Origin of the sequence: Coprococcus comes ATCC 27758, from assembly GCF_025149785.1 — a bacterium.
GTDB classification, from domain to species: domain Bacteria; phylum Bacillota; class Clostridia; order Lachnospirales; family Lachnospiraceae; genus Allocoprococcus; species Allocoprococcus comes.
This window is the reverse complement of the sequence record NZ_CP102277.1, coordinates 2,050,339-2,074,803: the sequence shown is the minus strand read 5'-3', so window position 1 is coordinate 2,074,803 and position 24,465 is coordinate 2,050,339. Positions and strand designations below refer to the sequence as shown.

Annotated in this window: 26 protein-coding genes, 2 tRNA genes and 2 pseudogenes; 27 read left to right on the top strand and 3 right to left on the bottom strand. The window is 42.6% G+C overall.

The genetic code is table 11. The features are described from left to right. The first annotated feature begins 21 nt into the window (after positions 1-21). The 13 genes and pseudogenes from NQ556_RS10425 (at position 22) to NQ556_RS10365 (ending at position 9,987) form a co-directional block, all read left to right on the top strand. Positions 22-435 (top strand): EamA family transporter, encoded by a 414-nt coding sequence (locus NQ556_RS10425; RefSeq protein WP_008374835.1) that lies wholly within the window; start codon positions 22-24, stop codon positions 433-435. A gap of 69 nt (positions 436-504) precedes the next feature. Further along, a pseudogene (locus NQ556_RS16730) lies at positions 505-618 on the top strand (flavodoxin family protein); the annotation flags it as partial. A 154-nt stretch (positions 619-772) separates the two neighbouring features. Continuing rightward, positions 773-2,377 (top strand): AAA family ATPase, encoded by a 1,605-nt coding sequence (locus tag NQ556_RS10415; protein WP_022220537.1) that lies wholly within the window; start codon positions 773-775, stop codon positions 2,375-2,377. Between the two features lie 230 nt (positions 2,378-2,607). Next, positions 2,608-3,084: a P-loop NTPase family protein gene (locus NQ556_RS10410; protein ID WP_008374839.1), complete on the top strand. Its 477-nt coding sequence runs from the start codon at positions 2,608-2,610 to the stop codon at positions 3,082-3,084. 11 nt (positions 3,085-3,095) lie between these two features. Further along, positions 3,096-3,293, top strand: a pseudogene (locus tag NQ556_RS16725) (DUF1848 family protein). Between the two features lie 50 nt (positions 3,294-3,343). Further along, positions 3,344-3,934, top strand: a complete 591-nt coding sequence (locus NQ556_RS10400; RefSeq protein ID WP_022220536.1) for a sugar O-acetyltransferase — start codon at positions 3,344-3,346, stop codon at positions 3,932-3,934. A 366-nt stretch (positions 3,935-4,300) separates the two neighbouring features. After that, positions 4,301-4,453 carry a hypothetical protein gene (locus tag NQ556_RS10395; RefSeq protein WP_008374845.1) on the top strand — a complete coding sequence of 51 codons (153 nt, stop codon included), beginning with the start codon at positions 4,301-4,303 and terminating at the stop codon, positions 4,451-4,453. Positions 4,454-4,702: 249 nt separating this feature from the next. Next, a complete protein-coding gene (locus tag NQ556_RS10390; protein WP_022220535.1) occupies positions 4,703-5,011 on the top strand; it encodes a metal-sensing transcriptional repressor in 309 nt (102 codons plus the stop codon). A gap of 91 nt (positions 5,012-5,102) precedes the next feature. Further along, positions 5,103-7,625 carry a heavy metal translocating P-type ATPase gene (locus NQ556_RS10385; RefSeq protein ID WP_022220534.1) on the top strand — a complete coding sequence of 841 codons (2,523 nt, stop codon included), beginning with the start codon at positions 5,103-5,105 and terminating at the stop codon, positions 7,623-7,625. 288 nt (positions 7,626-7,913) lie between these two features. Then, positions 7,914-8,408: a translation initiation factor IF-3 gene (gene infC, locus NQ556_RS10380; protein ID WP_008374852.1), complete on the top strand. Its 495-nt coding sequence runs from the start codon at positions 7,914-7,916 to the stop codon at positions 8,406-8,408. A 33-nt stretch (positions 8,409-8,441) separates the two neighbouring features. Beyond that, positions 8,442-8,639, top strand: a complete 198-nt coding sequence (gene rpmI, locus NQ556_RS10375) for a 50S ribosomal protein L35 (RefSeq protein ID WP_022220532.1) — start codon at positions 8,442-8,444, stop codon at positions 8,637-8,639. Positions 8,640-8,673: 34 nt separating this feature from the next. Then, positions 8,674-9,030, top strand: coding sequence for a 50S ribosomal protein L20 (gene rplT / locus NQ556_RS10370; RefSeq protein WP_008374854.1), 357 nt, complete (start codon positions 8,674-8,676; stop codon positions 9,028-9,030). A 180-nt stretch (positions 9,031-9,210) separates the two neighbouring features. Next, complete coding sequence (locus NQ556_RS10365) at positions 9,211-9,987, top strand: ATP-binding protein (protein WP_008374856.1); 777 nt, start codon at positions 9,211-9,213, stop codon at positions 9,985-9,987. Between the two features lie 129 nt (positions 9,988-10,116). Here NQ556_RS10365 and NQ556_RS10360 read toward each other — a convergent pair whose 3' ends face one another. After that, complete coding sequence (locus NQ556_RS10360) at positions 10,117-10,482, bottom strand: metal-dependent transcriptional regulator (RefSeq protein WP_008374860.1); 366 nt, start codon at positions 10,480-10,482, stop codon at positions 10,117-10,119. Between the two features lie 297 nt (positions 10,483-10,779). Between NQ556_RS10360 and NQ556_RS10355 the strand changes: the two genes are divergently transcribed. The 10 genes from NQ556_RS10355 to NQ556_RS10310 all read left to right on the top strand — a co-directional run bounded on the left by NQ556_RS10355 (position 10,780) and on the right by NQ556_RS10310 (position 18,344). Beyond that, positions 10,780-10,989 (top strand): FeoA family protein, encoded by a 210-nt coding sequence (locus NQ556_RS10355; protein ID WP_022220531.1) that lies wholly within the window; start codon positions 10,780-10,782, stop codon positions 10,987-10,989. A 72-nt stretch (positions 10,990-11,061) separates the two neighbouring features. Further along, positions 11,062-11,280 (top strand): FeoA family protein, encoded by a 219-nt coding sequence (locus tag NQ556_RS10350; protein WP_008374862.1) that lies wholly within the window; start codon positions 11,062-11,064, stop codon positions 11,278-11,280. Positions 11,281-11,329: 49 nt separating this feature from the next. After that, entirely contained in the window at positions 11,330-13,507 is a 2,178-nt protein-coding gene (gene feoB, locus NQ556_RS10345; protein ID WP_008374864.1) for a ferrous iron transport protein B, read from the top strand. 83 nt (positions 13,508-13,590) lie between these two features. Further along, positions 13,591-13,764 (top strand): FeoB-associated Cys-rich membrane protein, encoded by a 174-nt coding sequence (locus NQ556_RS10340; protein WP_022220530.1) that lies wholly within the window; start codon positions 13,591-13,593, stop codon positions 13,762-13,764. A gap of 14 nt (positions 13,765-13,778) precedes the next feature. Continuing rightward, positions 13,779-13,910, top strand: a complete 132-nt coding sequence (locus NQ556_RS10335; protein ID WP_008374867.1) for a hypothetical protein — start codon at positions 13,779-13,781, stop codon at positions 13,908-13,910. 1 nt (position 13,911) lies between these two features. Next, positions 13,912-14,280, top strand: coding sequence for a heavy-metal-associated domain-containing protein (locus tag NQ556_RS10330; RefSeq protein WP_022220529.1), 369 nt, complete (start codon positions 13,912-13,914; stop codon positions 14,278-14,280). Between the two features lie 27 nt (positions 14,281-14,307). Then, the gene (locus NQ556_RS10325) at positions 14,308-14,700 is read left to right on the top strand and encodes a Fur family transcriptional regulator (RefSeq protein WP_008374870.1); all 393 of its coding nucleotides are present in this window, start codon (positions 14,308-14,310) and stop codon (positions 14,698-14,700) included. 306 nt (positions 14,701-15,006) lie between these two features. After that, positions 15,007-15,327, top strand: a complete 321-nt coding sequence (locus tag NQ556_RS10320; protein WP_008374872.1) for a DUF6110 family protein — start codon at positions 15,007-15,009, stop codon at positions 15,325-15,327. Positions 15,328-15,340: 13 nt separating this feature from the next. Beyond that, positions 15,341-17,413 (top strand): heavy metal translocating P-type ATPase, encoded by a 2,073-nt coding sequence (locus NQ556_RS10315; protein WP_243426646.1) that lies wholly within the window; start codon positions 15,341-15,343, stop codon positions 17,411-17,413. A 172-nt stretch (positions 17,414-17,585) separates the two neighbouring features. Then, positions 17,586-18,344 carry a prolipoprotein diacylglyceryl transferase gene (locus NQ556_RS10310; RefSeq protein ID WP_008374876.1) on the top strand — a complete coding sequence of 253 codons (759 nt, stop codon included), beginning with the start codon at positions 17,586-17,588 and terminating at the stop codon, positions 18,342-18,344. Between the two features lie 146 nt (positions 18,345-18,490). On the opposite strand, the gene NQ556_RS10305 is transcribed toward NQ556_RS10310, so the two are convergent. Together NQ556_RS10305 and NQ556_RS10300 are read right to left on the bottom strand one after the other, a co-directional pair. Next, a tRNA-Leu gene (locus NQ556_RS10305) sits at positions 18,491-18,575 on the bottom strand. A 38-nt stretch (positions 18,576-18,613) separates the two neighbouring features. Next, positions 18,614-18,698 (bottom strand) — tRNA-Leu (locus tag NQ556_RS10300). 277 nt (positions 18,699-18,975) lie between these two features. Between NQ556_RS10300 and pap the strand changes: the two genes are divergently transcribed. The 4 genes from pap to rpoD all read left to right on the top strand — a co-directional run bounded on the left by pap (position 18,976) and on the right by rpoD (position 24,462). After that, positions 18,976-20,439, top strand: a complete 1,464-nt coding sequence (gene pap, locus NQ556_RS10295) for a polyphosphate:AMP phosphotransferase (RefSeq protein ID WP_008374882.1) — start codon at positions 18,976-18,978, stop codon at positions 20,437-20,439. Between the two features lie 3 nt (positions 20,440-20,442). After that, positions 20,443-21,447, top strand: coding sequence for a deoxyguanosinetriphosphate triphosphohydrolase (locus tag NQ556_RS10290; protein ID WP_008374884.1), 1,005 nt, complete (start codon positions 20,443-20,445; stop codon positions 21,445-21,447). An 84-nt stretch (positions 21,448-21,531) separates the two neighbouring features. Continuing rightward, complete coding sequence (dnaG, locus tag NQ556_RS10285) at positions 21,532-23,307, top strand: DNA primase (protein WP_022220526.1); 1,776 nt, start codon at positions 21,532-21,534, stop codon at positions 23,305-23,307. A gap of 39 nt (positions 23,308-23,346) precedes the next feature. After that, positions 23,347-24,462, top strand: coding sequence for an RNA polymerase sigma factor RpoD (gene rpoD, locus NQ556_RS10280; RefSeq protein ID WP_008374891.1), 1,116 nt, complete (start codon positions 23,347-23,349; stop codon positions 24,460-24,462). The last annotated feature ends 3 nt before the right edge of the window (positions 24,463-24,465 follow it).

Below are 24,465 nucleotides of genomic sequence, written 5' to 3'. Positions count from 1 at the left end.
ATGTGAAAAGAAGGTGTTATTATGTGGATGATATTTGCTGTCTTATCAGCGGTATTTGCTGCGTTAACCTCAATTCTTGCCAAGATAGGTATAGAAGGAGTGAATTCCAACCTGGCAACTGCAATCCGAACCATTGTTGTAGTAATCATGGCATGGGGCATGGTCTTTCTTACTCATGCGCAGAATGGACTGGCAGAAATCAGTAAGAAAAGCTGGATTTTTTTAATCTTATCTGGATTAGCAACAGGAGCTTCGTGGCTGTGCTATTATAAAGCTTTACAAATGGGGGATGCATCAAAGGTTGTACCAATAGATAAAATGAGTGTGGTAATCACACTTATATTGGCATTTGTGTTTTTACATGAACAGTTTACTGCAAAATCACTCATTGGCTGTATTTTGATAGGAGCAGGTACATTGATAATGGTGTTATAAATTTTTAATTAAATCGGAAAGATTTGGTGAAATAAAAAGAGTATATAATTCGATGGTTGGAGGGGATATATGAACATTGTAATTATTAACGGAAGTGCCAGAAAAGGAAACACGCTGATCACAATTGATGCATTTATAAAAGGGGCATCAGAAAAGAATGAAATTGAAATCATTAAACCGGAAAATCATTGTACATCGTATGAGAGCGGTAGAAAATGCAGATGGAGTCAGCGGACTGGAAGCTGAATGCGAAATAGATTTACATTTTTATAATTCTTGCACCACCGGAGAAAAAAGGCTATACTCATATTATAGGCATAGAGGGAGGGCGCATAAAATGGGACAGTTTTTGAATAATAAAGAACCATATGATAAATACAGAACCGTCAAGAATGGGCCCTATTTTGTTGATAAGTCGGAGATACTTGAAGAATTGATTCCGGCATTGCAGCAGGAACAGCGCTTTTTCTGTATTACCCGTCCAAGGCGTTTTGGGAAGACGATTATGGCAAATATGATCGCGGCTTTTTTTGAAAATACAGAGGAAGAATCCTTATTTGATGATCTTTATATTTCAAGGTATAAGCACTATAAAGAACAGGCTGGCAGGCATGATGTGATCTATATTGATTTCAGTGAAATGCCGAGGGGATGCAGAAATTATCAGGAATATATCCTCAGAATCCAGGATGGTCTGATCCGGGATATTGAAGAAGCGTATCCAGAGCTTGAGATAAAATCTGATGCAGCAGTATGGGATATTTTATCGCATGTTTTTGACAAGACAGGAGATAAGTTTGTTTTTGTAATGGATGAATGGGATGCTGTTTTTCATATGTCTTTTATTACAGAGCAGGACAGAGAAAATTTTCTTCTTTTTCTGAAGCTTTTACTGAAAGGAAAAAGCTATGTAGAACTGGCATATATGACTGGTGTTCTTCCGATTGCAAAGTATTCGGATGGATCAGAATTGAATATGTTTCTGGAATATAATATGGCAACAAGAGTAAGGTTCAGTGAGTATTTTGGATTTTCAGATGAAGAAGTTGACGTGTTGTATGACCGTTATCTGAAAAATACGAAAAAACCACAGATTACCAGAGAAAGCCTGAGAGAGTGGTATGATGGATATCATACAGCCTCCGGAGAACGACTGTATAATCCACGTTCTGTAGTATGTGCGCTTACCGACAATCAATTATCGAATTACTGGGTAAGCTCTGGCAAATATGATTCGGTGTTTACTTATATCCGATATAATGTGGATCAGATTCAAAATGATCTGACACTGATGTTTGCGGGAGAAAAAATACCTTCCGGGATACAGGAGTATGCTGCGACAGCACAGGAATTAAAGACAAAAGAAGAGATTTATTCAGCAATGGTTGTGTATGGACTTCTGACATATGATAACGGGATGGTGTTTATCCCGAATAAGGAGCTTATGGGCAGTTATGCAGCAATGATGAAAAAAGAAGAATCTTTGGGATATGTGTATCGTTTGGCAAATGCGTCCTCGCAAATGTTGCAGGCGACTCTTGCGGGCGATACGGAAACAATGGCAAAGATTATTCAGTATGCACATAATACGGAAGTACCGATTTTATCGTACAATAATGAGACAGAATTATCAGCAATTATCAATCTTGTATATCTGGCTGCGAGAGACCAGTACGGAGTGGAGCGGGAAGATAAAGCGGGGAAAGGATACGTTGATTTTATTTTTTATCCAATCAGACATGATCAGGATTGTATGATACTGGAACTGAAAGTAGATCATAAGCCGGAAGAGGCAATTGCACAGATAAAAGAAAAAGAATATGCTTTGCGGTTTAAAGGAAAAACAGCAGAAAGAAAGGAATATACAGGACGCATTCTTGCTGTTGGAATCAGTTATAACAGCAAGACAAAGGAACATGAATGTAAGATTGAACAACTCTAAAAAAAGTGCAGTTTTATTACAGGATTCTAAAATCATTCATTCATCAGATTGCTATAATATTTCGTTTTGCTCGCTTATTTTATGGTATAGTGGCGGATATATGTACGGAATGAAGGAAATGGTTCATATGTCCAGAGTAGATATGTGTGGGAATGTTGCTGGAGGTTTGTGATATACTGAGGTTGGCTTCTTTAACTATAATTAGGAAAAGGATCAGGAGATAAATAAATATGAAAAAAGTTCTGATACTTGGGTGCCCCGGTGCGGGGAAAAGTACATTTGCAAGAAAACTCAGAGACAAAACAGGACTTCCATTGTATTATCTTGATATGATCTGGCATAAGCCGGACAGGACAACGATAACAAAGCAGGAATTTGATGCAAAATTATCTGAGATTATAAAGCAGGAAGAATGGATTATCGATGGTAATTATGGAAGAACACTTGAAATGCGTTTTAAAGAATGTGATACGGTATTCTTTTTAGATCTGCCAACAAATGTGTGTCTTGCGGGCGTAGAGGGGCGTATTGGAAGTGAAAGAGAAGATATGCCATGGCAGGAAGAAGAACTGTCAGCAGAATTCAGAAATTTTATTATCAATTTTTCAAGGGATGAAATCCCTGAGATTAATGAGATGCTAAGAAAATATAAGAATAAAAATATTATTATATTCAAATCGCGGGAAGAGATAGATGCATGGAAATGAGGAAGAGATAAATGGTCCTACACACAGGAATGCGAACGGACATTCCGGCGTTCTATTCAGAATGGTTTCTTAATCGAATAAAGTAAGGTTACGCGCTGACCCGCAACCCATATAATCCAAGTCAGGTAACAAGATACAGTCTGTCACCGGAAGTTGTGGATCTGCTTGCATTCTGCACAAAAATTGAAAAGATTTTCGTCTATAATTGAAGATATGAAAATAAATGATCTGCAATCAGGGACATGAGGAGGAAATGAAGATGAATTTAGAAGAACAGAGGCAGTTTATCTTAAATGGAAATATGTATAATGATTTGTCAGATGAGCTGGTGGAAGCACGTGAAAAGACGGTATTTTTAACCAATGAATATAATGCAAGCTTTGGAAAACCGGCGGAAGAGCGGGAAGCTATCCTGAAGAAACTGTTAAGATCCATCGGGAAAGGTGTTCATTTTGAACCGAATTTCCGATGTGAATTTGGATATAACATTTCAATAGGAAATAATTTTTATGCAAATTTTGACTGTATTATGCTGAATGGCGGTGGTATTGAAATCGGTGATAACGTTCTCTTTGGACCGAGAGTTGGAATCTATACCTCTAATCATGCAATGGATGCATGGGAGCGGACACATGGAGCCTGCTATGCGAAGCCGGTCAGAATCGGGAATAATGTCTGGGTTGGAGCCGGTGTGCATATTAACCAGGGTGTAACCATAGGTGATAATACGATCATAGGTTCCGGAAGTGTGATTACGAAGGATATTCCGGCAAATGTGGTTGCAGCTGGGGTTCCTTGTAAAGTGATCCGCGAAATAACGGAAGCGGATAAGACCGGATATCGTCCGTAGGGAATAGAAGAGGGCACGTTTGATAATGTAGCTGCATGCAGATATGCGATCGCGTCTTATGATATAGAAAGTCGGAACTCCTTTACAATGGAAGAATATTCCGTGGTAAATCTTTTTGCCTTGTAAATAATAAGAAATTGACGAAAATTACCGGCTGGTGGGTATAATAAGATTGTTAGTGTGGCAGAAGAAGCAAAGTATAAAGATAAAGGAATTGAAGATATATCTGAGGGAATCAAGGATGGAACAATTTCTTTTAAAAAAAGTGCGAAGGAACAAGACGAGACAAGCTATGAGTGATATGTTGAAAATAATCCGCAGGAAGGAGATCTGGTAGGAGCCATTTATGAAGGAATCGCAGAATTCTTGAATGGACTGGATGATGCGGAGCGTGCAGAAGTTTTGTATGATGTTTATGTAGCAAATGTTTATCAGAATGGAAACGGAGAAGATGAACAGGGCAGAGTACTTCATACGATGTTTGATCAGGTGATTATTGAGAATGTTTCTTTTAAATAAACAGTAAGAAGGAATAAGAGAATCTGTGGGTTGAAAAACCTGCAGGTTCTTTTTGTGTGTAAAAAAGTTTCTGCTAAATAAAAGATACAATGAGCCAAAGACACGTGCCCGGTACAAGAATGTGTCATTGTGCAACCATCATTCATTGCTGTATATAAAAATTTTAAAATCGAGAAAATTTCCCTTGCAATATACCCATATGGGGTATATAATAGCCATCGTAGAGAGAAAAAATAAGAGGTGAGACGCATGGAAGAAAAGAAAGAATGTTGTCACTGTCATAAGACGAAAGAGCGTTCTGAAAAAGAATACAAGGACATGATCAACCGTCTGAGCCGGATCGAAGGGCAGGTCAGAGGTGTGAAGCGCATGGTAGAAGAAGATGCGTACTGTCCGGATATTCTGATTCAGGTGTCGGCAATCAATGCGGCGCTCAACAGTTTCAATAAAGTCCTTCTGGCGAATCATATCCGTACCTGTGTGGCAGAGGATATCCGCGAGGGAAAAGATGAGACGATCGATGAGTTGGTTGTAACGCTTCAGAAACTGATGAAATAACAGGATTGTTATAGATTTTCAGGTGAAAAGCGCAGGAAAATTTTTACAATATAAAAATGGAAGATAAAGCCAAAAAGTGAGGTGGATTTTTGTGGAACAATATACAGTAACAGGAATGAGCTGTGCGGCATGCAGCAGCAGAGTGGAAAAGGCAGTATCGAAGGTATCGGGAGTTACCAGCTGTTCGGTCAGTCTTCTGACGAATTCCATGGGAGTAGAAGGAACCGCATCCCAGTCGGAGATCATTGCGGCTGTTGAGGCAGCAGGATACGGTGCTTCGGTAAAAGGAGCAGATGCAGGAGCCAAAAAAGGCGCAGCAATGGATGAGGATGCCCTGAAAGACAGGGAGACACCGATTATGAAGCGTCGTCTGATCGCATCACTGTGTTTTCTGATTCCACTGATGTACATTTCCATGGGTCATATGATGTGGAACTGGCCACTGCCAAGATTTCTGGCTGACAATCATGTAGCAATGGGACTGATCCAGCTGTTATTTACCGGAATTATCATGGTGATCAACCAGAAGTTCTTCATCAATGGATTTAAGGGACTCCTTCATGGTGCGCCGAACATGGATACCCTGGTTGCACTGGGATCAGGGGCATCCTTTGTATACAGCACCTATGCATTGTTTGCAATGACAGATGCACAGGTGAAGATGGATATGGAAGGCGTCATGTCTTATATGCATGAGTTCTATTTTGAATCAGCAGCCATGATCCTGACGCTTATCACAGTCGGAAAGATGCTGGAAGCGCATTCCAAAGGAAAGACAACAGATGCATTAAAGAGTCTGATGAAGCTGGCTCCGAAGACAGCTGTTGTCCTGAAAAATGGTGTGGAGACAGAGGTTCCCATCGACCAGGTGAAAAAAGGCGATATCTTTGTAGTAAGACCGGGTGAAAATATACCGGTAGACGGTATCGTGCTGGAAGGAACCAGTGCAGTCAATGAAGCAGCACTTACCGGAGAGAGTATTCCGGTTGACAAAGCAGAAGGTGACAAGGTATCGGCAGCAACCATGAATCAGTCCGGTTTCCTCAAATGCGAGGCAACCAGAGTTGGGGAAGATACCACACTTTCACAGATCATTCAGATGGTCAGTGATGCGGCGGCAACCAAAGCACCGATCGCAAAGATTGCAGACCGTGTATCCGGGATATTTGTGCCGGCGGTTATTACGATTGCAGTGATTACAATTATCGTATGGTTGATCGCAGGTCAGAGTGTTGGATTCGCACTGGCAAGAGGTATTTCCGTACTCGTTATCAGCTGCCCTTGTGCACTGGGACTTGCGACACCGGTTGCCATTATGGTAGGTAACGGAATGGGTGCAAAGAACGGAATCATGTTCAAGACGGCGGTATCTCTGGAAGAGACCGGTAAAATGCAGATCGTAGCTTTGGATAAGACCGGAACCATCACAAGCGGGGAACCGAAAGTAACGGATATGATACCGGCAGAGGGTATCTCGGAGGAAGAACTTTTGGGATTTGCTTATGCACTGGAAAGAAAGAGCGAGCACCCACTGGCACATGCAATTTTACAGGAAGCCCAAGAGCGCAGACTGGATGCAGAGGAAGTAGAAGACTTCCAGGCAGTACCTGGAAACGGACTTTCCGCAGTTCTTGCAGGAAAGACGATTTATGGTGGAAATAAGAAATTTATCCAGACAAAGACTTCTGTGGATGCAGGAATGCTGAAAAAGGCAGAAGATCTGGCGGCAGAAGGAAAGACACCTTTGTTCTTTGCGAAAGAAGATCAGCTGATCGGAATCATTGCGGTAGCAGACGTCATCAAAGAGGACAGTCCAAAGGCAGTCAAAGAACTGCAGAATATGGGAATCCATGTGGTAATGCTGACCGGCGACAATGAGAGAACCGCAAAAGCGATCGGACGTCAGGCGGGTGTAGATGAAGTCATCGCAGACGTTCTTCCGGACGGAAAAGAAGCCGTTATCCGGAAATTAAAGAAAAAAGGAAAAGTTGCCATGGTTGGTGACGGAATCAATGACGCGCCGGCACTTACCAGAGCCGATATGGGAATTGCGATTGGTGCAGGAACCGATATCGCGATCGATGCAGCAGACGTTGTTCTGATGAAAAGCCGTTTAAGTGATGTACCGGCAGCCATTCGTATGAGTAAAGCAACTTTAAGAAATATCCATGAGAACCTGTTCTGGGCATTCTTCTACAATGTGATCGGAATCCCGCTTGCAGCAGGTATCTGGTATCCAATCTTCGGATGGAAATTAAATCCGATGTTTGGCGCAGCAGCTATGAGTCTTTCAAGCTTCTGTGTCGTAACCAATGCACTTCGTCTGAACTGGTTTAAAATGTATGATGCCAGCACAGATAAGAAGATAAAGTCAAAAGTCAAAGAAATAGAGGAGGAAAAGACAATGACAAAAACAATGAAAATCGAAGGTATGATGTGTGGACACTGTGAGGCAACCGTAAAGAAAACTCTGGAAGCAATCGAAGGAGTAGAGGCGGCAGAAGTAAGCCATGAAAATGGAACAGCGGTAGTAACACTTGCGGCAGAAGTAGCCGATGAGGTACTGAAAAAAGCTGTTGAAGACAAAGATTACAAAGTGACAGGGATTGAGTAGGTTTAAGTCCGAAAAATAAAGATTGTTAGAAATTAAGTGAAGATTGGCTGGTTCATAAAAAAATAAAAAAAGTGTTGACACCATATAAAATCTGTGGTAAATTATAACTTGCGTAAAGCGAACAACAAAGAAGAGTATCCACTCTCACCTTAGCGCAATCAGGCGACTAACGGTTTGATATTGAATTTATAATACCGGATATAAGTATTGTATGCAATAGATAGTGGATAGTCTGCAGCTATTCACTATTTTTTTATTTATTGGAGGTGCACAACAATTAGCGATTTAATGATTAACGAACAAATCCGCGACAGAGAGGTACGCGTGGTTAGCGAGAGTGGGGAACAGTTAGGAATAATGTCAGCAAGAGAGGCTATGAAGCTGGCACAGGAAGCGGAACTGGATCTGGTTAAAATCGCTCCGACAGCGAAACCGCCGGTTTGTAAGATTATCGATTATGGTAAGTACAGATACGAACAGGCAAGAAAAGAAAAAGAAGCAAAGAAAAAACAGAGAACTGTCGAGGTTAAGGAAGTGCGTCTTTCACCAAATATTGACACCAACGACCTGAACACGAAGATGAATAATGCTAGAAAATTTATCTCAAAAGGAAATAAAGTAAAGGTTACACTTCGTTTCCGCGGTAGAGAGATGGCTCATATGCAGCAGAGTAAACATATTCTTGACGATTTTGCTGAGAAGATGAAAGATGTTGCTGTCATTGAAAAGCCGGCAAAACTTGAAGGCAGAAGCCTGAGCATGGTTTTAACTGAAAAACGTTAAAAATAAATTATCTATATTAAGGAGGAAAACATCATGCCAAAAATTAAAACAAATAGAGCTGCTGCAAAGCGCTTCAAAACAACAGCTACAGGTAAACTTAAAAGAAACAAAGCTTACAAGAGCCATATCTTAACAAAGAAGTCTACTAAGAGAAAAAGAAATCTTAGACAGTCAACTATCACAGATTCTACAAATGTAAAGAACATGAAGAAAGTTTTACCATATCTCTAAGATTTGGCAGGAAAGATAGAAGGAGGATTAAGTAATGGCAAGAATTAAAGGCGGAATGAACGCTAAGAAGAAACACAATAGAACTTTAAAACTGGCTAAAGGATACAGAGGAGCTCGCTCTAAACAGTACAGAATTGCAAAACAGTCTGTAATGAGAGCCCTTACATCAGCATACGCAGGAAGAAAGCAGAAAAAACGTCAGATGCGTCAGCTTTGGATCGCTCGTATCAACGCAGCTGCAAGAATGAATGGTCTTTCTTACAGCAAGCTTATGCACGGACTTAAAGTTGCCGGTGTAGATATGAACAGAAAGATGCTCGCTGAAATGGCAGTTAATGATGCAGCTGGCTTCGCAGCTGTAGCTGAAGTTGCTAAAAAGGCACTTGCATAATTAAATCAGACGATTTCGTATAGAGTTTGAGAGAAGAGGGAAAACCTTGTGGAGAGAATCCGCAAGGTTTTTTTACGTGGATTGTTGTTATAACAACAGAATAGAATGCGGTTGTAAGCTAAAATAAGCTGGTAAAGTTAAAGGAATACAAATTTTTTGAATAGGAGGATATAAAGGAATATGATTCGTAGAATTATTCAGATAGATGAGGAAAAGTGTAACGGGTGTGGAGCTTGTGCAAAGGCCTGCCATGAGGGGGCTATTTCTATGGTAAATGGGAAAGCAAAGCTGATGAGAGATGATTATTGCGACGGGCTGGGAGACTGTCTGCCGAATTGTCCGGTGGATGCCATTCATTTTGTAGAGCGTGAGGCGGCGGCTTATGATGCGGAGGCTGTGAAGCAGAATATGCTTAAAAAGCAGCAGGAAGAGGCTGCAAAGCAGAATGCGGGAGAAGGACCTAAAGCACCGGTAAAACTATTTGCAGGGGGATGTCCTGGAACCCGCATGCGTATGATGAACAGAGAGGAGAGTATGCAGAATGCAGAGAGCGAAGAGGAAGGAAGGGAGACGGCGAAAAGCGTGAATAAGAGTATGCTTTCCCAGTGGCCGGTACAGATTAAGCTTGCACCGGTGAATGCACCATATTTTGACGGGGCGAAGCTTCTGATCGCTGCAGATTGCAGTGCCTATGCTTATGGAGATTTTCACAATCGTTTTATCAAAGGGCATGTGACTTTGATTGGATGTCCAAAACTGGATAATGTGGATTATTCGGAGAAGCTGACGGAGATTATTAAGAACAATAATATTAAGAGTGTGACGATTGTGCGGATGGAAGTACCTTGTTGTGGCGGACTTGAGCTGGCGGCTAAGAAAGCGCTTCAGGAAAGCGGTAAATTTATTCCGTGGCAGGTCGTGACCTTATCGCTTGACGGACAGATCCTTGATGAATAATATCAGTAAAGCAATTTCATTACGGAAAACAGCATATGAAATATGTTGCGGTAAATCTGTAGAGTCTGCAAAAGGGCAAAGAAAAAGGCTGAAAAGTTATAAACTTTTCGGCCTTTTCTGACGCATTTACTAATGTGTTCGTACATATTCTTTGATTGCGTTAAAGCTTTCTCTGCTGATCACGTGCTCCATCTGGCAGGCATCATCTGTAGCAATTTCTTCTGGGACACCGAGTTCGATCAGCCATTTTGAAATAAATTCATGCCGTTCATAGATCATGTTCGCGATCTCTTTTCCTGAATCGGTAAGATAGATAAAACCTGCATCTGTTACGGTAATATGATTCTCCTGACGAAGTTTCTTCATGGCGATGCTGACGCTTGATTTTTTGAAACCAAGTTCGTTGGCAATATCTACGGAACGTACGACAGGTAATTTTTTACTTAACATCAATATTGCTTCAAGATAATTTTCGGAAGATTCATTTTTAGCCATTTATTCCGGTCACCTCACTATTTATTCTTATATCTAATAGGATACCATGGATTGTATTTTTTTTCAAATAATATTGTTCTGTAAATGCTCTTTTGTGCAAAAAGTAGAAGCTATAACTATTATAAGTAAGTGATAAATGGCAAAAATGAGTAACAGAAAACAATGGTTTAACAAAACTTAAAAAAATGCTTGACAACACACAAATGTTAGCATATACTAACTAATGAACAAAAGTTGGTAATGAAAAAAATTATCATTCAAAATTCCAAATACGCAAAAGAACAGGAGGTAGGGATTATGCCTTTAACGATGGCGAATATTGGTGAAGTAAATGAGATCAAGAGAATTGGTGGAAATGAAGAAACAAGGCGATTCCTTGCGAATCTCGGATTTGTAGCAGGTGCAGAGATTACAGTTGTTTCTGCAATCGGTGGTAATGTGATCGTGAACATCAAGGATTCACGTGTTGCGGTTAATTCTGATATGGCGCGGCATATCATGATCTAGCCTCTGGCTGGTCGATGGGTCCGCTGCATATATATTCTGTATTACGAAGCTTAAAGGAAAGGAGATACGACAATGACTTTAGGTGATGCAAAGGTTGGAAGCACTGTTGTTGTGACCAGGATTGAAGGAGACGGAGCTTACAAACGCCGTATTATGGACATGGGCATAACAAAAGGAAGCGAGCTGTACATCAGAAAAGTTGCGCCTCTCGGTGATCCTGTTGAGATTACTGTAAGAGGATATGAACTTACAGTAAGAAAAGATGATGCACAGTGTGTGCAGGTAAAATAGCATATACATAATTATGCATGAGAGTAGTACAACAAGGAGGTAAAAAGGAATGGCAATTAAAATTGCACTTGCCGGAAACCCGAACTGCGGTAAAACTACCATGTTTAACGCGCTCACAGGAGCCAACCAGTATGTTGGTAACTGGCCAGGGGTTACTGTAGAGAAAAAAGAGGGTAAACTAAAAAGTAAGAAGACAAAGGAAGAAGTTATCGTAACTGACCTTCCGGGTATCTATTCAATGTCTCCATATACACTGGAAGAGGTCGTCAGCCGTGACTATGTGCTGAAAGAAAATCCGGATGTGATCATTGATTTGGTGGATGCAACCAATATTGAACGTAACCTGTATCTGACAACTCAGCTGATCGAGACAGGCGTTCCGGTTGTTATTGCACTGAACATGGCAGATCTTCTTGCGAAGAGAGGAATCAAGATTGATGTGAAGAGACTTTCAATGCTACTTGACTGTCCGATTATCGAGACATCTGCGCTGAAAGGTGAAGGACTTGACAAACTGATCGATGAAGCAGTAAAAGTTGCTAAGAAGTCAGAAATCGATCTTCCGAAAGATATCTTCTCAGAAGAGCTGGAAGGTGCTGTAGCAGAAGTTAAGAGCGTTCTTCCGAGTTCTGTTTCAGAAGAGAAGAAGAGATGGTACGCTGTTAAATTCCTTGAGAACGACAGCAAGGTAGTAGAGAGCATGAAACTTTCCGGTGCGGCAGCCCAGACGGTGGAAGCACAGAGAAGAGCTCTTGAAAAGAAACATGACGATGATATGGAAAGCATTGTAACAGACGAACGTTACAAATTCATCCAGAAGATTGTTTCAACAACTGTTCAGAAGGGAAAAGAAAAACTTACAACTTCTGATAAGATCGACCGTATCGTTACGAACCGGTTCCTCGGAATCCCGATCTTTATGCTGGTAATGTGGATCGTATATTATGTTTCTGTAACGACAGTCGGTACCTTTGTAACAGATTGGACAAATGATGTATTTGTAGTAGCAATTCAGGATGCAGCAACAAGCGCACTTTCAGCGATCGGTGCCGGTGACATGGTTATGGGACTTGTTGTTGATGGTATCATCGGTGGTCTTGGAGCCGTTCTTGGTTTCGTTCCACAGATGGCGATTCTGTTCCTTTTCTTGTCTATCCTTGAAGACTGTGGATACATGGTTCGTATCGCATTCGTCATGGACCGTGTGTTCAGACATTTCGGACTTTCGGGAAAGAGCTTTATCCCGCTTCTGATTTCATCAGGCTGCGGTATTCCTGGAATCATGGCTTCTAAGACTATTGAACAGGATAATGACAGACGTCTTACAATTATGACAGCAACTTTTATCCCGTGTGGAGCTAAGCTTCCGGTTATCGCTCTGATGGGTGGTGTTATTTCCGGTGAAGTAGCAGGATATCAGGAAAGTTCATTTATCGCACCGCTTATGTATTTCATTGGAATCGTTGCAGTACTTGTGGCTGCGATCATCCTGAAGAAGACAAAACCGTTCTCAGGAAAACCGGCACCGTTCGTAATGGAACTTCCACAGTACCATATTCCACAGGCTAAGACAGTTCTCCTTCATGTATGGGAAAGACTGAAAGGCTTCATCATCAAAGCCGGAACAATCCTGTTCCTTGCCTGCGTCGTAATGTGGTTCCTTGGCGGATTCGGATTTGTAGACGGAAGCTTTGGCATGGTAGAAGACAGCGCAGACAGTCTTATGGCAATGATTGGTGGCGTGATCGCACCGCTCTTTGCACCACTTGGATTTGGCGAGTGGCAGCCGGTAGCAGCTTCTATCTCTGGATTTACAGCAAAAGAAGCAATTGTTTCAACAATGGGTGTACTTGCAAATGTATCTGGTGATACAGAAGATGCAGTCAACGTAGCAGCTGGTGTTGCATCTTGGTTCCCAAGCTCAATTGCAGCATTTACATTCCTGATGTTCAACCTTCTTGATTCTCCTTGCCTTGCAGCAATTGCTACAATGGCACAGCAGATGCAGTCAAGAAAATGGTTCTGGTTCGCAATTCTCTTCCAGAACATCTTCGCTTACATTGTATGCCTCTGTGTATATCAGATCGGTTCATTCGTAACAGGCGGAGCATTCGGAGTTGGTACAGCAGTTGGATTCCTTTTCCTTATCGCAATCCTTTTCATGCTGTTCAGACCAGATCCGTATAAAAATCAGAAAGTTTATTCAAAACGTTCTGTAAACGCATAAGATTTATAAGAACTTTAAGGCGGAAGCCGGATGCAGAAGCCTGTGTCCGGCTTCCAGTATAAAAGAAAGACAAGGTGAAGGTTATGATCGCAAATATTGTGATAGTGGCACTGATCGCAGCATATTGTATTTATCTGATTTACAAAGGTTATAAAAACCATAAAGAAGGAAAACCGGTCGGTTGTGCTGGATGCAGCGGTAACTGCAGTTCGTGTAGCGGATGTAGTGGAAAAACCGCACCAAAGAAGAAAGACTGAAAGGCGGAAGGCATATGGGAAGTTCAACAGGCTCTATGTTCTATGCATTCGGAGCATTCTTGATCATTTATCTTGTAGGAGTCAGTATATATCAGTTGGTTTTATGGATAAAGAAATGGCGTGAACGCCGGAAGGATGAGGAATAAGATGGTTGATGCAATTATTGTTCTGATCGTGATCGTACTTCTTATTTTTGCATTAAAGGGTACGCTTAAACATTTTAAAGGGGAAAGCCCTTGCTGTGGTGGTGGATCTGGACTGATCAAGACAGAGATTGAAGAAAAGGTGCTGGATCATCCGGCAATCGATAAAAAGACGGTGAAGATTTCCGGTATGCATTGTGAGCATTGTGTAAAAAGTGTAACGGAAGCAATCGATAAAATCGAAGGTGCATCTGCAAAGGTGAATCTCAAAAAAGAAGAAGCAGTTGTAAGCTATGACAGAGAAATTGATGATGATGATCTGAAAAAAGCTGTCGAGGAAGCAGGATTTAAGGTAGTTGATATCAGAGCCTAACAGGAGACAGGATGGAAAGGGGCTATCATGGACGCGAAAGAAAGAATAATCGAGCAGCTGAAAAGAAGTGGCTGTAGGGTTACGAAGCAGCGGCTCATGCTGATCGATGTTATTTTGGAAGGGAAATGTAATTGCTGCAAGGAAATTTATTATCAGGCGTCTCTGAAGGATCCGAGTATCGGACCGGCGACGGTATACCGTATGGTCAATACGCTGGAACAGATCGGAGCGATCAGCCGCAAGAATATGTATCGTATTTCGGATGAGGGCAATAAGATGGAATGCATGGTCGAACTGGAGGATGGAACGGTTCTTGATCTTCCGGAAGATAAATGGACAGCAGTAATTAAAACTGGTCTGGATGCCTGTGGATTTTCGGGTGGACAGAATGTGAGAAACATCACACTCAAAGAAGCATAACATTGTAAAAAAACGTTCTGAAACGGAACGGTTCGGATATGGAGGCAGGTACCGTGGTTGTATCTGTCTCTTTAAGATACCGGGAAATGAGTTTCTTCTATATAAATATGGATATAGATAACTGTGAAAAGTTGTGTAAAAATTAAGGTGAAAATAGCGAATTCGTGTCAGATATAATGAAAAAAAGTTTGACAAAACTGATTTTACGCAAAAGTGAGAAAATTTATCAGAAGCAAAAAAAGACTGGAAATTTTCAGATTCGTGTCATATAATAGGCGTTAATGAAAAAACAGGAGGTACATAGATATGTTTGATATTACTAAAGTAAATTGGAAAAAGGTTGGAATTTTTGCATCAGGAGTTCTTTTTGGAACAGCTGGAATCAAAGCGCTTTCAAGCAAGGATGCTAAGAACGTGTACACAAATTGTACAGCAGCAGTTCTTCGCGCAAAAGACTGTGTTATGAAAACAGCTACAAATATCCAGGAAAATGCAGAGGATATTTACGCTGAAGCTAAGAATATCAACGAAGAAAGAGCTGCTGAAATGGAAGAATTTTCTGATGCAGATACAGCAGCAGAGGCTGAAGAAGCTGAAAATACAGAGTTCAACGAAGTGACAGAGTAAGAGGCGCCTGAACGTGAAGTTTATAATTAAACATGAGATGAAAGGCCGGATGAGAGTCCGGCTTTTTCAAAAAAGAATGACATATGAACAGGCTGATATATTACAGTATTATCTGCTCTGCAATGAATCAGTCAAATTAGCAAAGGTATATGACAGAACCTGTGATGCAGTCATTAATTATACCGGCGACAGAGAAGATGTAATCCGTCTTCTGCAGGAATTTCACTATCAGACAGTGGAAGTTCCGGCAGACGTACTTGCAACTTCCGGTCGTGAAGTGAATGCGCAGTATCAGGAAAAGCTGTTCAATAAAGTAGTATTTCATTATGCAAGAAAATGGTTCCTTCCGTATCCACTGAATGCATGCTATACATCGGTCATGTCACTGAAGTATATCTGGAAGGGAATCAAGTGTCTGTGGGCACGCAAAATTGAGGTTCCGGTGCTGGATGCGACTGCAATCGGTGTATCCGTTGCACGTGGGGATTTCAGTACAGCCGGATCCGTCATGTTCCTGCTTGGAATCGGTGAGATTCTGGAAGAGTGGACACATAAGAAATCCGTAGATGACCTGGCAAGGACCATGTCTCTGAACGTAAGTAAGGTATGGCTGAAGACAGAAGATCAGGAAGTTCTGGTTCCTGCATCCAAGATAAAAGCAGGAGACCGGATTGTGATTCGTATGGGAACTGTGATTCCGTTTGACGGCGATATCGTGGATGGTGAAGCGATGATCAATCAGGCATCTCTTACCGGAGAGTCAGTGTCTGTCCGCAAGACGGTTGGAAGCTATGCATATGCAGGAACGGTGGTCGAAGAAGGTGAGATCACAGTCGGAGTCAAACAGGTAAGCGGAAACAGCCGCTTTGATAAGATCGTTACGATGATTGAAGAATCTGAGAAGTTAAAATCAGGAGTAGAAAGCAAGGCAGAACATCTTGCAGACAGGCTTGTACCGTATTCACTTGGTGGAACAGCTCTTACCTATCTGCTGACGAGAAATGTCACAAAGGCCCTTTCAATCCTGATGGTAGATTTTTCGTGTGCTCTTAAGCTTTCAATGCCGATTTCGGTGCTGTCTGCAATCCGTGAAGCAAACCTTTACAATATTACCGTAAAGGGCGGAAAGTATCTGGAAGCCGTGGCAGAGGCAGATACGATCGTATTTGACAAGACTGGTACACTTACAAAAGCAACACCTACCGTGGTGGATGTGGTTCCCTTTGATGGAAGAACACCGGATGAACTGCTCCGTATTGCAGCGTGTCTGGAAGAACATTTTCCACATTCTATGGCAAAAGCAGTAGTAAATGCAGCAAAAGAGAAAAATCTGGATCATGAGGAAATGCATTCCAAGGTAGAGTATGTGGTTGCACATGGCATTTCTACAACGATTGATGATAGAAATGTAATTATCGGAAGCTCTCATTTTGTATTTGAAGATGAAAAATGTACAATTCCGGAAGGAAAACAGGAGTTATTTGACAGTCTTCCGGAAGAATATTCACATCTGTATCTTGCAATCGAGAATCAGCTTGCAGGAGTGATCTGTATTGAAGATCCATTGAGAGAAGAGGCGAAGACAGTAGTTGCCGAGCTCAAGAAAACAGGATTTGGAAAGATTGTTATGATGACAGGTGACAGCGACCGTACAGCTTCGGCGATCGCAAAGCGTGTCGGTGTGGATGAATATTATTCAGAAGTACTGCCGGAAGATAAGGCTGCATTTGTAGAAAAAGAAAAAGCAGCCGGAAGAAAAGTTATTATGATCGGCGATGGTATCAATGATTCTCCGGCGCTTTCTGCGGCAGATGTGGGAATTGCGATCAGCAATGGCGCAGAGATTGCACGTGAGATTGCAGATATTACGGTAGGCGCAGATGATCTTGGACAGATCGTGACCTTAAGACGTCTCAGCAATAGGCTGATGAAGAGGATTCAAAGTAATTACCGTTTTATCGTTGGATTCAATTCCGGTCTGATCGTACTTGGAGTAACCGGTGTGATCCAGCCGACGACATCAGCACTTTTACACAATACTTCAACTCTGGCAATTGGGCTGAAGAGTATGAAGAATCTTCTGTAAGGCAGAACAATTTAATGATAGCTCTAAACGTGGGGGGTGATTCTCTGAATCATGCCCCATTGCTGGATTAAGAGGCAAAATAGCAGATAGTATCCAAAAGGATAAGATTGACAAATGAAGGGATAATCCATACAATGATAAATAGATTGATAAAAGGGAGGAAGAAAAAAGCGTGAAAATTGATCTGTTTTCAATAGGAAAGTTTACGATACATGGATATGGACTGATGATCGCAATCGGTATCCTTTGTTGTGTGGCAATGGCTTCTTATCGGGCAAAAAAGAATGGCCTGGATCAGGAAGCAATTGTGGATATTGGAATTTACGGTGTAATCGGCGGTTTTTTAGGTGCAAAAATTCTATATGTGATCGTGGAGTTTAAGACGTTTATCAAGGATCCGAAGACGGTACTCGGTTCAGAAGGGTTTGTCGTATATGGTGGAATTATTGCCGGTTTTCTGACAGCAATTGTATATTGCAGAATCAAGAAGCTTTATTTTCTGGAATATTTTGATCTCGCTGTGGCAAGTATTTCGATGGCACAGGGATTTGGAAGAATCGGATGTTTTCTTGCAGGATGCTGCTATGGAAGGGAGACAACCTCCAGATTTGGTGTGGTCTTCCCGGAAGGTGGGCTTGCTCCGGCAGGTGTAAAACTGATCCCGACACAGCTTATTTCGTCGGCGGGCGATTTCCTGATCATGATCGTGTTACTTCTATATTATAGAAAGAATAAAAAAGACGGTACACCGGGAAACGTAGGCTTTTTATATATGCTGCTGTATGGTGTGGGAAGATTTCTTGTTGAGTTTTTGAGAAATGATAACAGAGGGGGAGCTTGGATGTTCTCAACCTCTCAGTGGATCTCCATGGTGATCGTAGCAGGTGGAATTGTATTGTATCTTGTAAATAAAAAAAGGCATAAATGGTAAGGAAGCGGAAGATGGGGCCAGGTTCGTCCGGTGGACGGATGCTCTGCGCCGACCGTAGCGAAGCGAAGACCTGAACCATGGGTTCAGGTCACGCTTCGGTACTATAAAAAGGAACCTCTGATAAAATCAGAGGTCCCTTTTTATAATGCGGAAGATGGGACTTGAACCCACACAAGCGCAATGCTTACAAGATCCTTAGTCTTGCTCGTCTGCCAGTTCCGACACTTCCGCACAAAAATATTTAATTACCGGATTCGGATAAATCCGAATGCGGAAGATGGGACTTGAACCCACACAGGCGCAATGCCTACAAGATCCTTAGTCTTGCTCGTCTGCCAGTTCCGACACTTCCGCATATCACTCAGTGAGCTTTGTTTTTAACTGCTCGCCGCTGACAAAAGCTATAATACTATATTCCAAACGCAAAGTCAACAAAAAATTAAAAGAAATTTTAATTCGCAATATATTACAAAAAATATCGAAAAGATAAATAATTCAATGATTTTACAAATTTACTTTCTTATTATGAGAAAATATAGTAATATGATATATAATTGTATGCGTTAAATGCGCGTTTTATCAATGAATTTGGGGATAATAAGAGCAGAAACTGGTGAAATGGAGGCATTTTATGGAGAAAAATATAAAAATGAAGGATATAAAAGAACTGGGAGAGCAGCTTGGAGAACTGCAAAGAGTGTGCAGGGAGAAAAAAATCCCGGTGATGATCGCGTTTGAGGGTTATGGAGCAGCAGGAAAAGGGCTTCAGATTGGTAATCTGATCCAGGCACTCGATCCAAGAGGCTTTAAAGTATATGCGGTAAAAAATGAAACGGAAGAGGAATGGATGCATCCTTTTATGTGGCGTTTCTGGACGAAGATCCCGGAAAAGGGAAGAATTGCGATTTTTGATACCAGCTGGTACCGGAGAGTTATGATTGAACGTTTTGAAGGAAAAACACCGGAAAAAGAGCTGGAAAAGGATTTTGCATCGATCCGTGCGTTTGAAAAACAGCTGACAGATGATGGAATGGTGATCATCAAACTGTTTTTAAAGATTGACCGGAAAGAACAGAAAAAGCGCTTTGAGAAACTGCTTGCTTCCAAGGATACTGCATGGCGGGTAAGCAAAGGCGATCTGAAGCGGAACCATGATTTTAAAGAGTATAAAGCAATCAATGAAGAGATGCTGCGGAAAACGGATGCAGATTACGCACCGTGGACAGTGATCAATGCTGCAAAGAAGAAAGAAGCCAAAGTGGCTGTTTATCAGGCGGTGATCCAGGCAATGGAAGAAGCAGTCGCAAGAAAGGAACTGGAAGAAAAAGGCAGTCTGGAAAAGAAAACGGAAATGAAAAGGGAAACAGCAGAATCCATTCTGGCAGAGACGGATCTTTCCAAATCCATGCCAAAAGAGGTTTATGAGGAACGCTTAAAAGCGCTTCAGAAAAAGATGGAACATCTGCATGGAGAGCTTTATCGCAGGAGAATCCCGGTTGTCCTTGGCTTTGAGGGGTGGGATGCCGGAGGAAAAGGTGGTGCGATCAAACGTCTGACTTCACATATGGATCCGAGGGGATATGTGGTGAATCCGACAGCGTCACCGAGTGATACAGAGAAAGCACATCATTATCTGTGGCGTTTCTGGCGTGCAATGCCGAAAGCCGGTCATATTGCGATATTTGACAGAACCTGGTACGGAAGAGTGATGGTAGAGAGGATTGAAGGATTTTGCACCGAAAAAGAATGGAAGAGAGCTTATGGGGAAATCAATGCCATGGAGCAGGATCTGGTAAATGCAGGAGCAATCGTGCTGAAATTCTGGATGCAGATTGACAAGGATGAGCAGGCGAGAAGGTTTAAAGCCAGACAGGAAAATCCGAAAAAACAGTGGAAGATCACCGATGAAGACTGGAGAAACCGGGAAAAATGGGATCAGTATGAGGTGGCGGTAGAAGAAATGCTGGAAAAGACTTCTATGCCACATGCACCGTGGATCGTAGTGGAAGGAAATGATAAATACTATGCACGTATTAAAGTTCTTGAATGCGTGACAGAAGCAATCGAGAAACGACTGAAAGAAGAGAGAAAATAAAAAATGACAATCAGGGAACAGATGGAAGAAAGAGAAAAGGAATATCTAAGCCCCTGTGCCACATTAAGCATGGCTTCCCGGGGGAGAAAGAGAAATGAGCCACAGTGTGACATCCGACCGGTTTTTCAGAGGGACAGAGATCGGATCCTGCACAGTAAGGCATTCCGGCGCATGAAGCAGAAGACGCAGGTGTTTCTCCTACCAATCGGAGACCATTACAGGACACGGCTGACGCATACGCTGGAAGTATCGCAAAACGCCCGGACGATCGGAAAGGCGCTCAGGCTGAATGAAGATCTGGTGGAGGCAATTGCACTGGGGCATGATCTTGGGCATACTCCGTTTGGGCATGCAGGAGAGAGAGCTCTGAATAATGTGTGTCCGTGTGGATTTAAACACAATGAACAAAGTGTCCGTGTAGTAGAGGTGTTGGAGAAACAGGGGGAGGGACTGAACCTGACCTGGGAAGTGATCGATGGAATCCGAAACCACAAAAGTGCGGGAATGCCTGCGACACTGGAAGGGCAGATCGTCAGACTGTCTGATAAGATTGCTTATGTGAACCATGATATTGATGACGCAGTAAGGGCGGGGATCATGAATGAAGAGGAACTGCCCAAAGAGCTGCGAAAAGTTCTGGGCAACAGTAAAAGAGAGCGTTTGAACACACTTACCCATGATGTGATCGTAAACAGCATGGACAAACCGAAGATCTGCATGTCAGAGGAAGTCCGTGAAGCATTGATGGAGCTGCGGGCATATATGTTTACCCATGTTTATGAGAATCCACTTGCAAAGGGCGAAGAGGACAAAGCAATCCGAATGATCGAAGATCTGTATTCTTATTATGAAACGCACATGGAAAAGATGCCGGAGCAGTATCTGAAACAGCTGCAGAAGGGGGAAATGCCGGAGATCGCAGTGTGTGATTACATAGCAGGAATGACGGATAATTTTGCCGTGAAAAAGTTTGAAGAAATTTTTATTCCACAATCTTGGAAATTTTAAAGGAAATAAAAAAGTTTTGTCGAATATATATTATGTAGGGGTTGCGCAAGGTGCGCGAACCCTGCCAGGAAGGTGTAGGACATAATGTATTATTCAGATGAGATTATAGAAGAAGTAAGATCGAAAAATGATATCGTAGATGTGATTTCCGGATATGTGAAGCTGAAGAAGCAGGGGAGTTCGTATTTCGGACTTTGCCCGTTTCACAGTGAGAAATCTCCTTCTTTTTCTGTGAGCAGGGATAAGCAGATGTATTACTGCTTTGGCTGCGGAGCGGGAGGGAATGTATTTACCTTCATTATGGAGTATGAGAATTATTCTTTTGTAGAAGCACTCAAGTTTCTGGCACAGCGTGCCGGTGTGGAGCTTCCGCAAGAGGAATATTCAAAAGAAGCGAAAGAAAGAGCAGATACGAGAAGTGCGCTGCTTGAGATGAACAAGCTGGCGGCCAAGTATTATTATGCGCAGCTGAAGACGGAGGGCGGAAGGCAGGCAAGAGAATATCTGCAGAACCGTCAGTTGAGCCAGGAGACGATCACCGCATTTGGACTTGGATATTCCAGCAAATACAGTGATGATCTGTTTCGATACCTGAAGATGAAGGGTTATAGTGAAGAGATGATCATCAAAGCCGGTCTGGTAAATGTCGATGAAAAGCACGGAGTTTACGACAAATTCTGGAACCGTGTCATGTTTCCGATTATGGATGTGAATAACCGTGTGATCGGATTCGGCGGGCGTGTGATGGGCGACGGGAAGCCAAAGTACCTGAACTCACCGGAGACTCTGATCTTTGATAAGAGCCGGAATCTGTACGGACTTCACCGGGCGAGAACATCAAGAAAGCCGTATTTTATTGTATGTGAAGGCTATATGGATGTAATTTCGCTCCATCAGGCGGGATTTACCAATGCAGTTGCGTCACTTGGAACTGCACTTACAGCAGGACATGCAGCATTGATCAAACGGTATGTGAATGAAGTCTATCTGACCTATGACAGTGATGAAGCCGGAACTAAAGCGGCACTCCGGGCAGCTCCGATCCTTCGGGAGGCCGGTGTGACGACCCGCGTGATCCGGATGGAACCGTACAAGGATCCGGATGAATTCATCAAGAATCTTGGAGCTGAGGCATTTGAAGAGCGGATCAGGAAAGCAAGGAACAGCTTTATGTTCGGTCTTGAGATGCTGGAAAAAGGTTATGACCTGAATGCACCGGAAGGAAAGACGGAATTCCTCAGAGAGGCGGCGAGAAGGCTGGCACGTTTTGAAGAAGAAATTGAACGTGATAATTACATAGAAGCGGTGGCAAAGACTTATCACGTCGGCTACGAAGAACTTAAGAAGCTGGTTGTCAAGGTAGCAGTCCAGAGCGGAATGGCAGCTCCGGCCACAAAGCCGAGACAGACGATCCGCCAGGAAACGCCAAAAGAGGATGGTCATATCCGGTCACAGAAGATTCTGCTTACCTGGCTGATCGACAGGGAAGAGCTGTTTGATCAGGTAAGCCGTTATGTTACGCCAGAGGATTTTACGGTGGAGCTGTACCGGAAAGTTGCTGAACTTCTGTATGAACAGCATGCAAAAGGAGAACTGAATCCTGCGCAGATCATGAATTATTTTACAGAGGAAGAGGAACACCGCGCGGTGGCAGCACTTTTCAATACGAGAATCAAAGAGCTGACGACTGCGGGAGAGCAGGAAAAAGCGATCAAGGAGACGATTCTCCGGGTAAAGGAGTACAGTATCGAAACCGCAACCCGGAATCTGGATCCGACAGACATTCAGGGGCTGCAAAGGCTTATGAATGCGAAGAAGGCAGTGCAGGACCTTCATAAACTGCATATTTCCATTAATTAGGGATAGAATATAAACAAGCGATGAGAGGAAGGACACTACATGGAAGAGAACGTAGTAAAGTTTCAGGAAAAATTAAAAAATCTGGTTGCCCTTGCGAAGAAAAAGAAGAACATTCTTGAAATTCAGGAAATCAATGATGCATTCCGGGATATGGAGCTGGAACCGACACAGATGGACAAGGTATTTGAGTACCTGGAGGCCAATGGGATCGATGTGCTTCAGATGAATGACGACTCCAATGTGGATGATGATGATCTGGAGATCATGCTTTCGGATGAAGACGAAGTGGATATGGAGAAGATCGACCTGTCTGTTCCGGACGGAATCAGCATCGAAGATCCGGTCCGTATGTATCTGAAGGAGATCGGTAAGGTTCCGCTTCTTTCAGCAGAAGAAGAGATTGAGCTGGCAAAGAGAATGGCAGATGGTGATGAAGAAGCGAAAAAGCGTCTTGCAGAAGCCAACCTGCGACTGGTAGTCAGCATTGCAAAGCGTTACGTGGGACGTGGTATGCTGTTTCTGGATCTTATACAGGAAGGAAACCTTGGACTTATCAAAGCGGTAGAGAAGTTTGATTATCAGAAGGGATTTAAGTTCAGTACCTATGCAACATGGTGGATCCGTCAGGCAATCACACGTGCGATTGCTGACCAGGCGAGAACCATCCGTATACCGGTTCATATGGTAGAGACGATCAACAAACTGATCCGTGTATCCAGACAGTTACTGCAGGAGCTTGGACGTGAACCTACGCCGGAAGAGATCGCTGCAGAGTTGGACATGCCGGTAGACCGTGTGCGTGAAATCTTAAAGATTTCCCAGGAACCGGTTTCTCTTGAGACTCCGATCGGTGAGGAAGAGGACAGCCACCTGGGCGACTTTATCCAGGATGACAATGTACCTGTTCCGGCAGAAGCTGCAGCGCAGACACTTCTGAAAGAACAGCTGGATGAAGTTTTAAGTACACTGACAGAGAGAGAGCAGAAGGTTCTCCGCCTGCGTTTTGGTATGAGTGATGGAAGAGCACGTACACTGGAAGAGGTCGGAAAAGAGTTCGATGTCACCCGTGAGCGTATCCGTCAGATTGAAGCAAAAGCACTCCGCAAGCTTCGTCATCCAAGCCGCAGCAGAAAATTAAGAGATTATTTGGATTAAGAA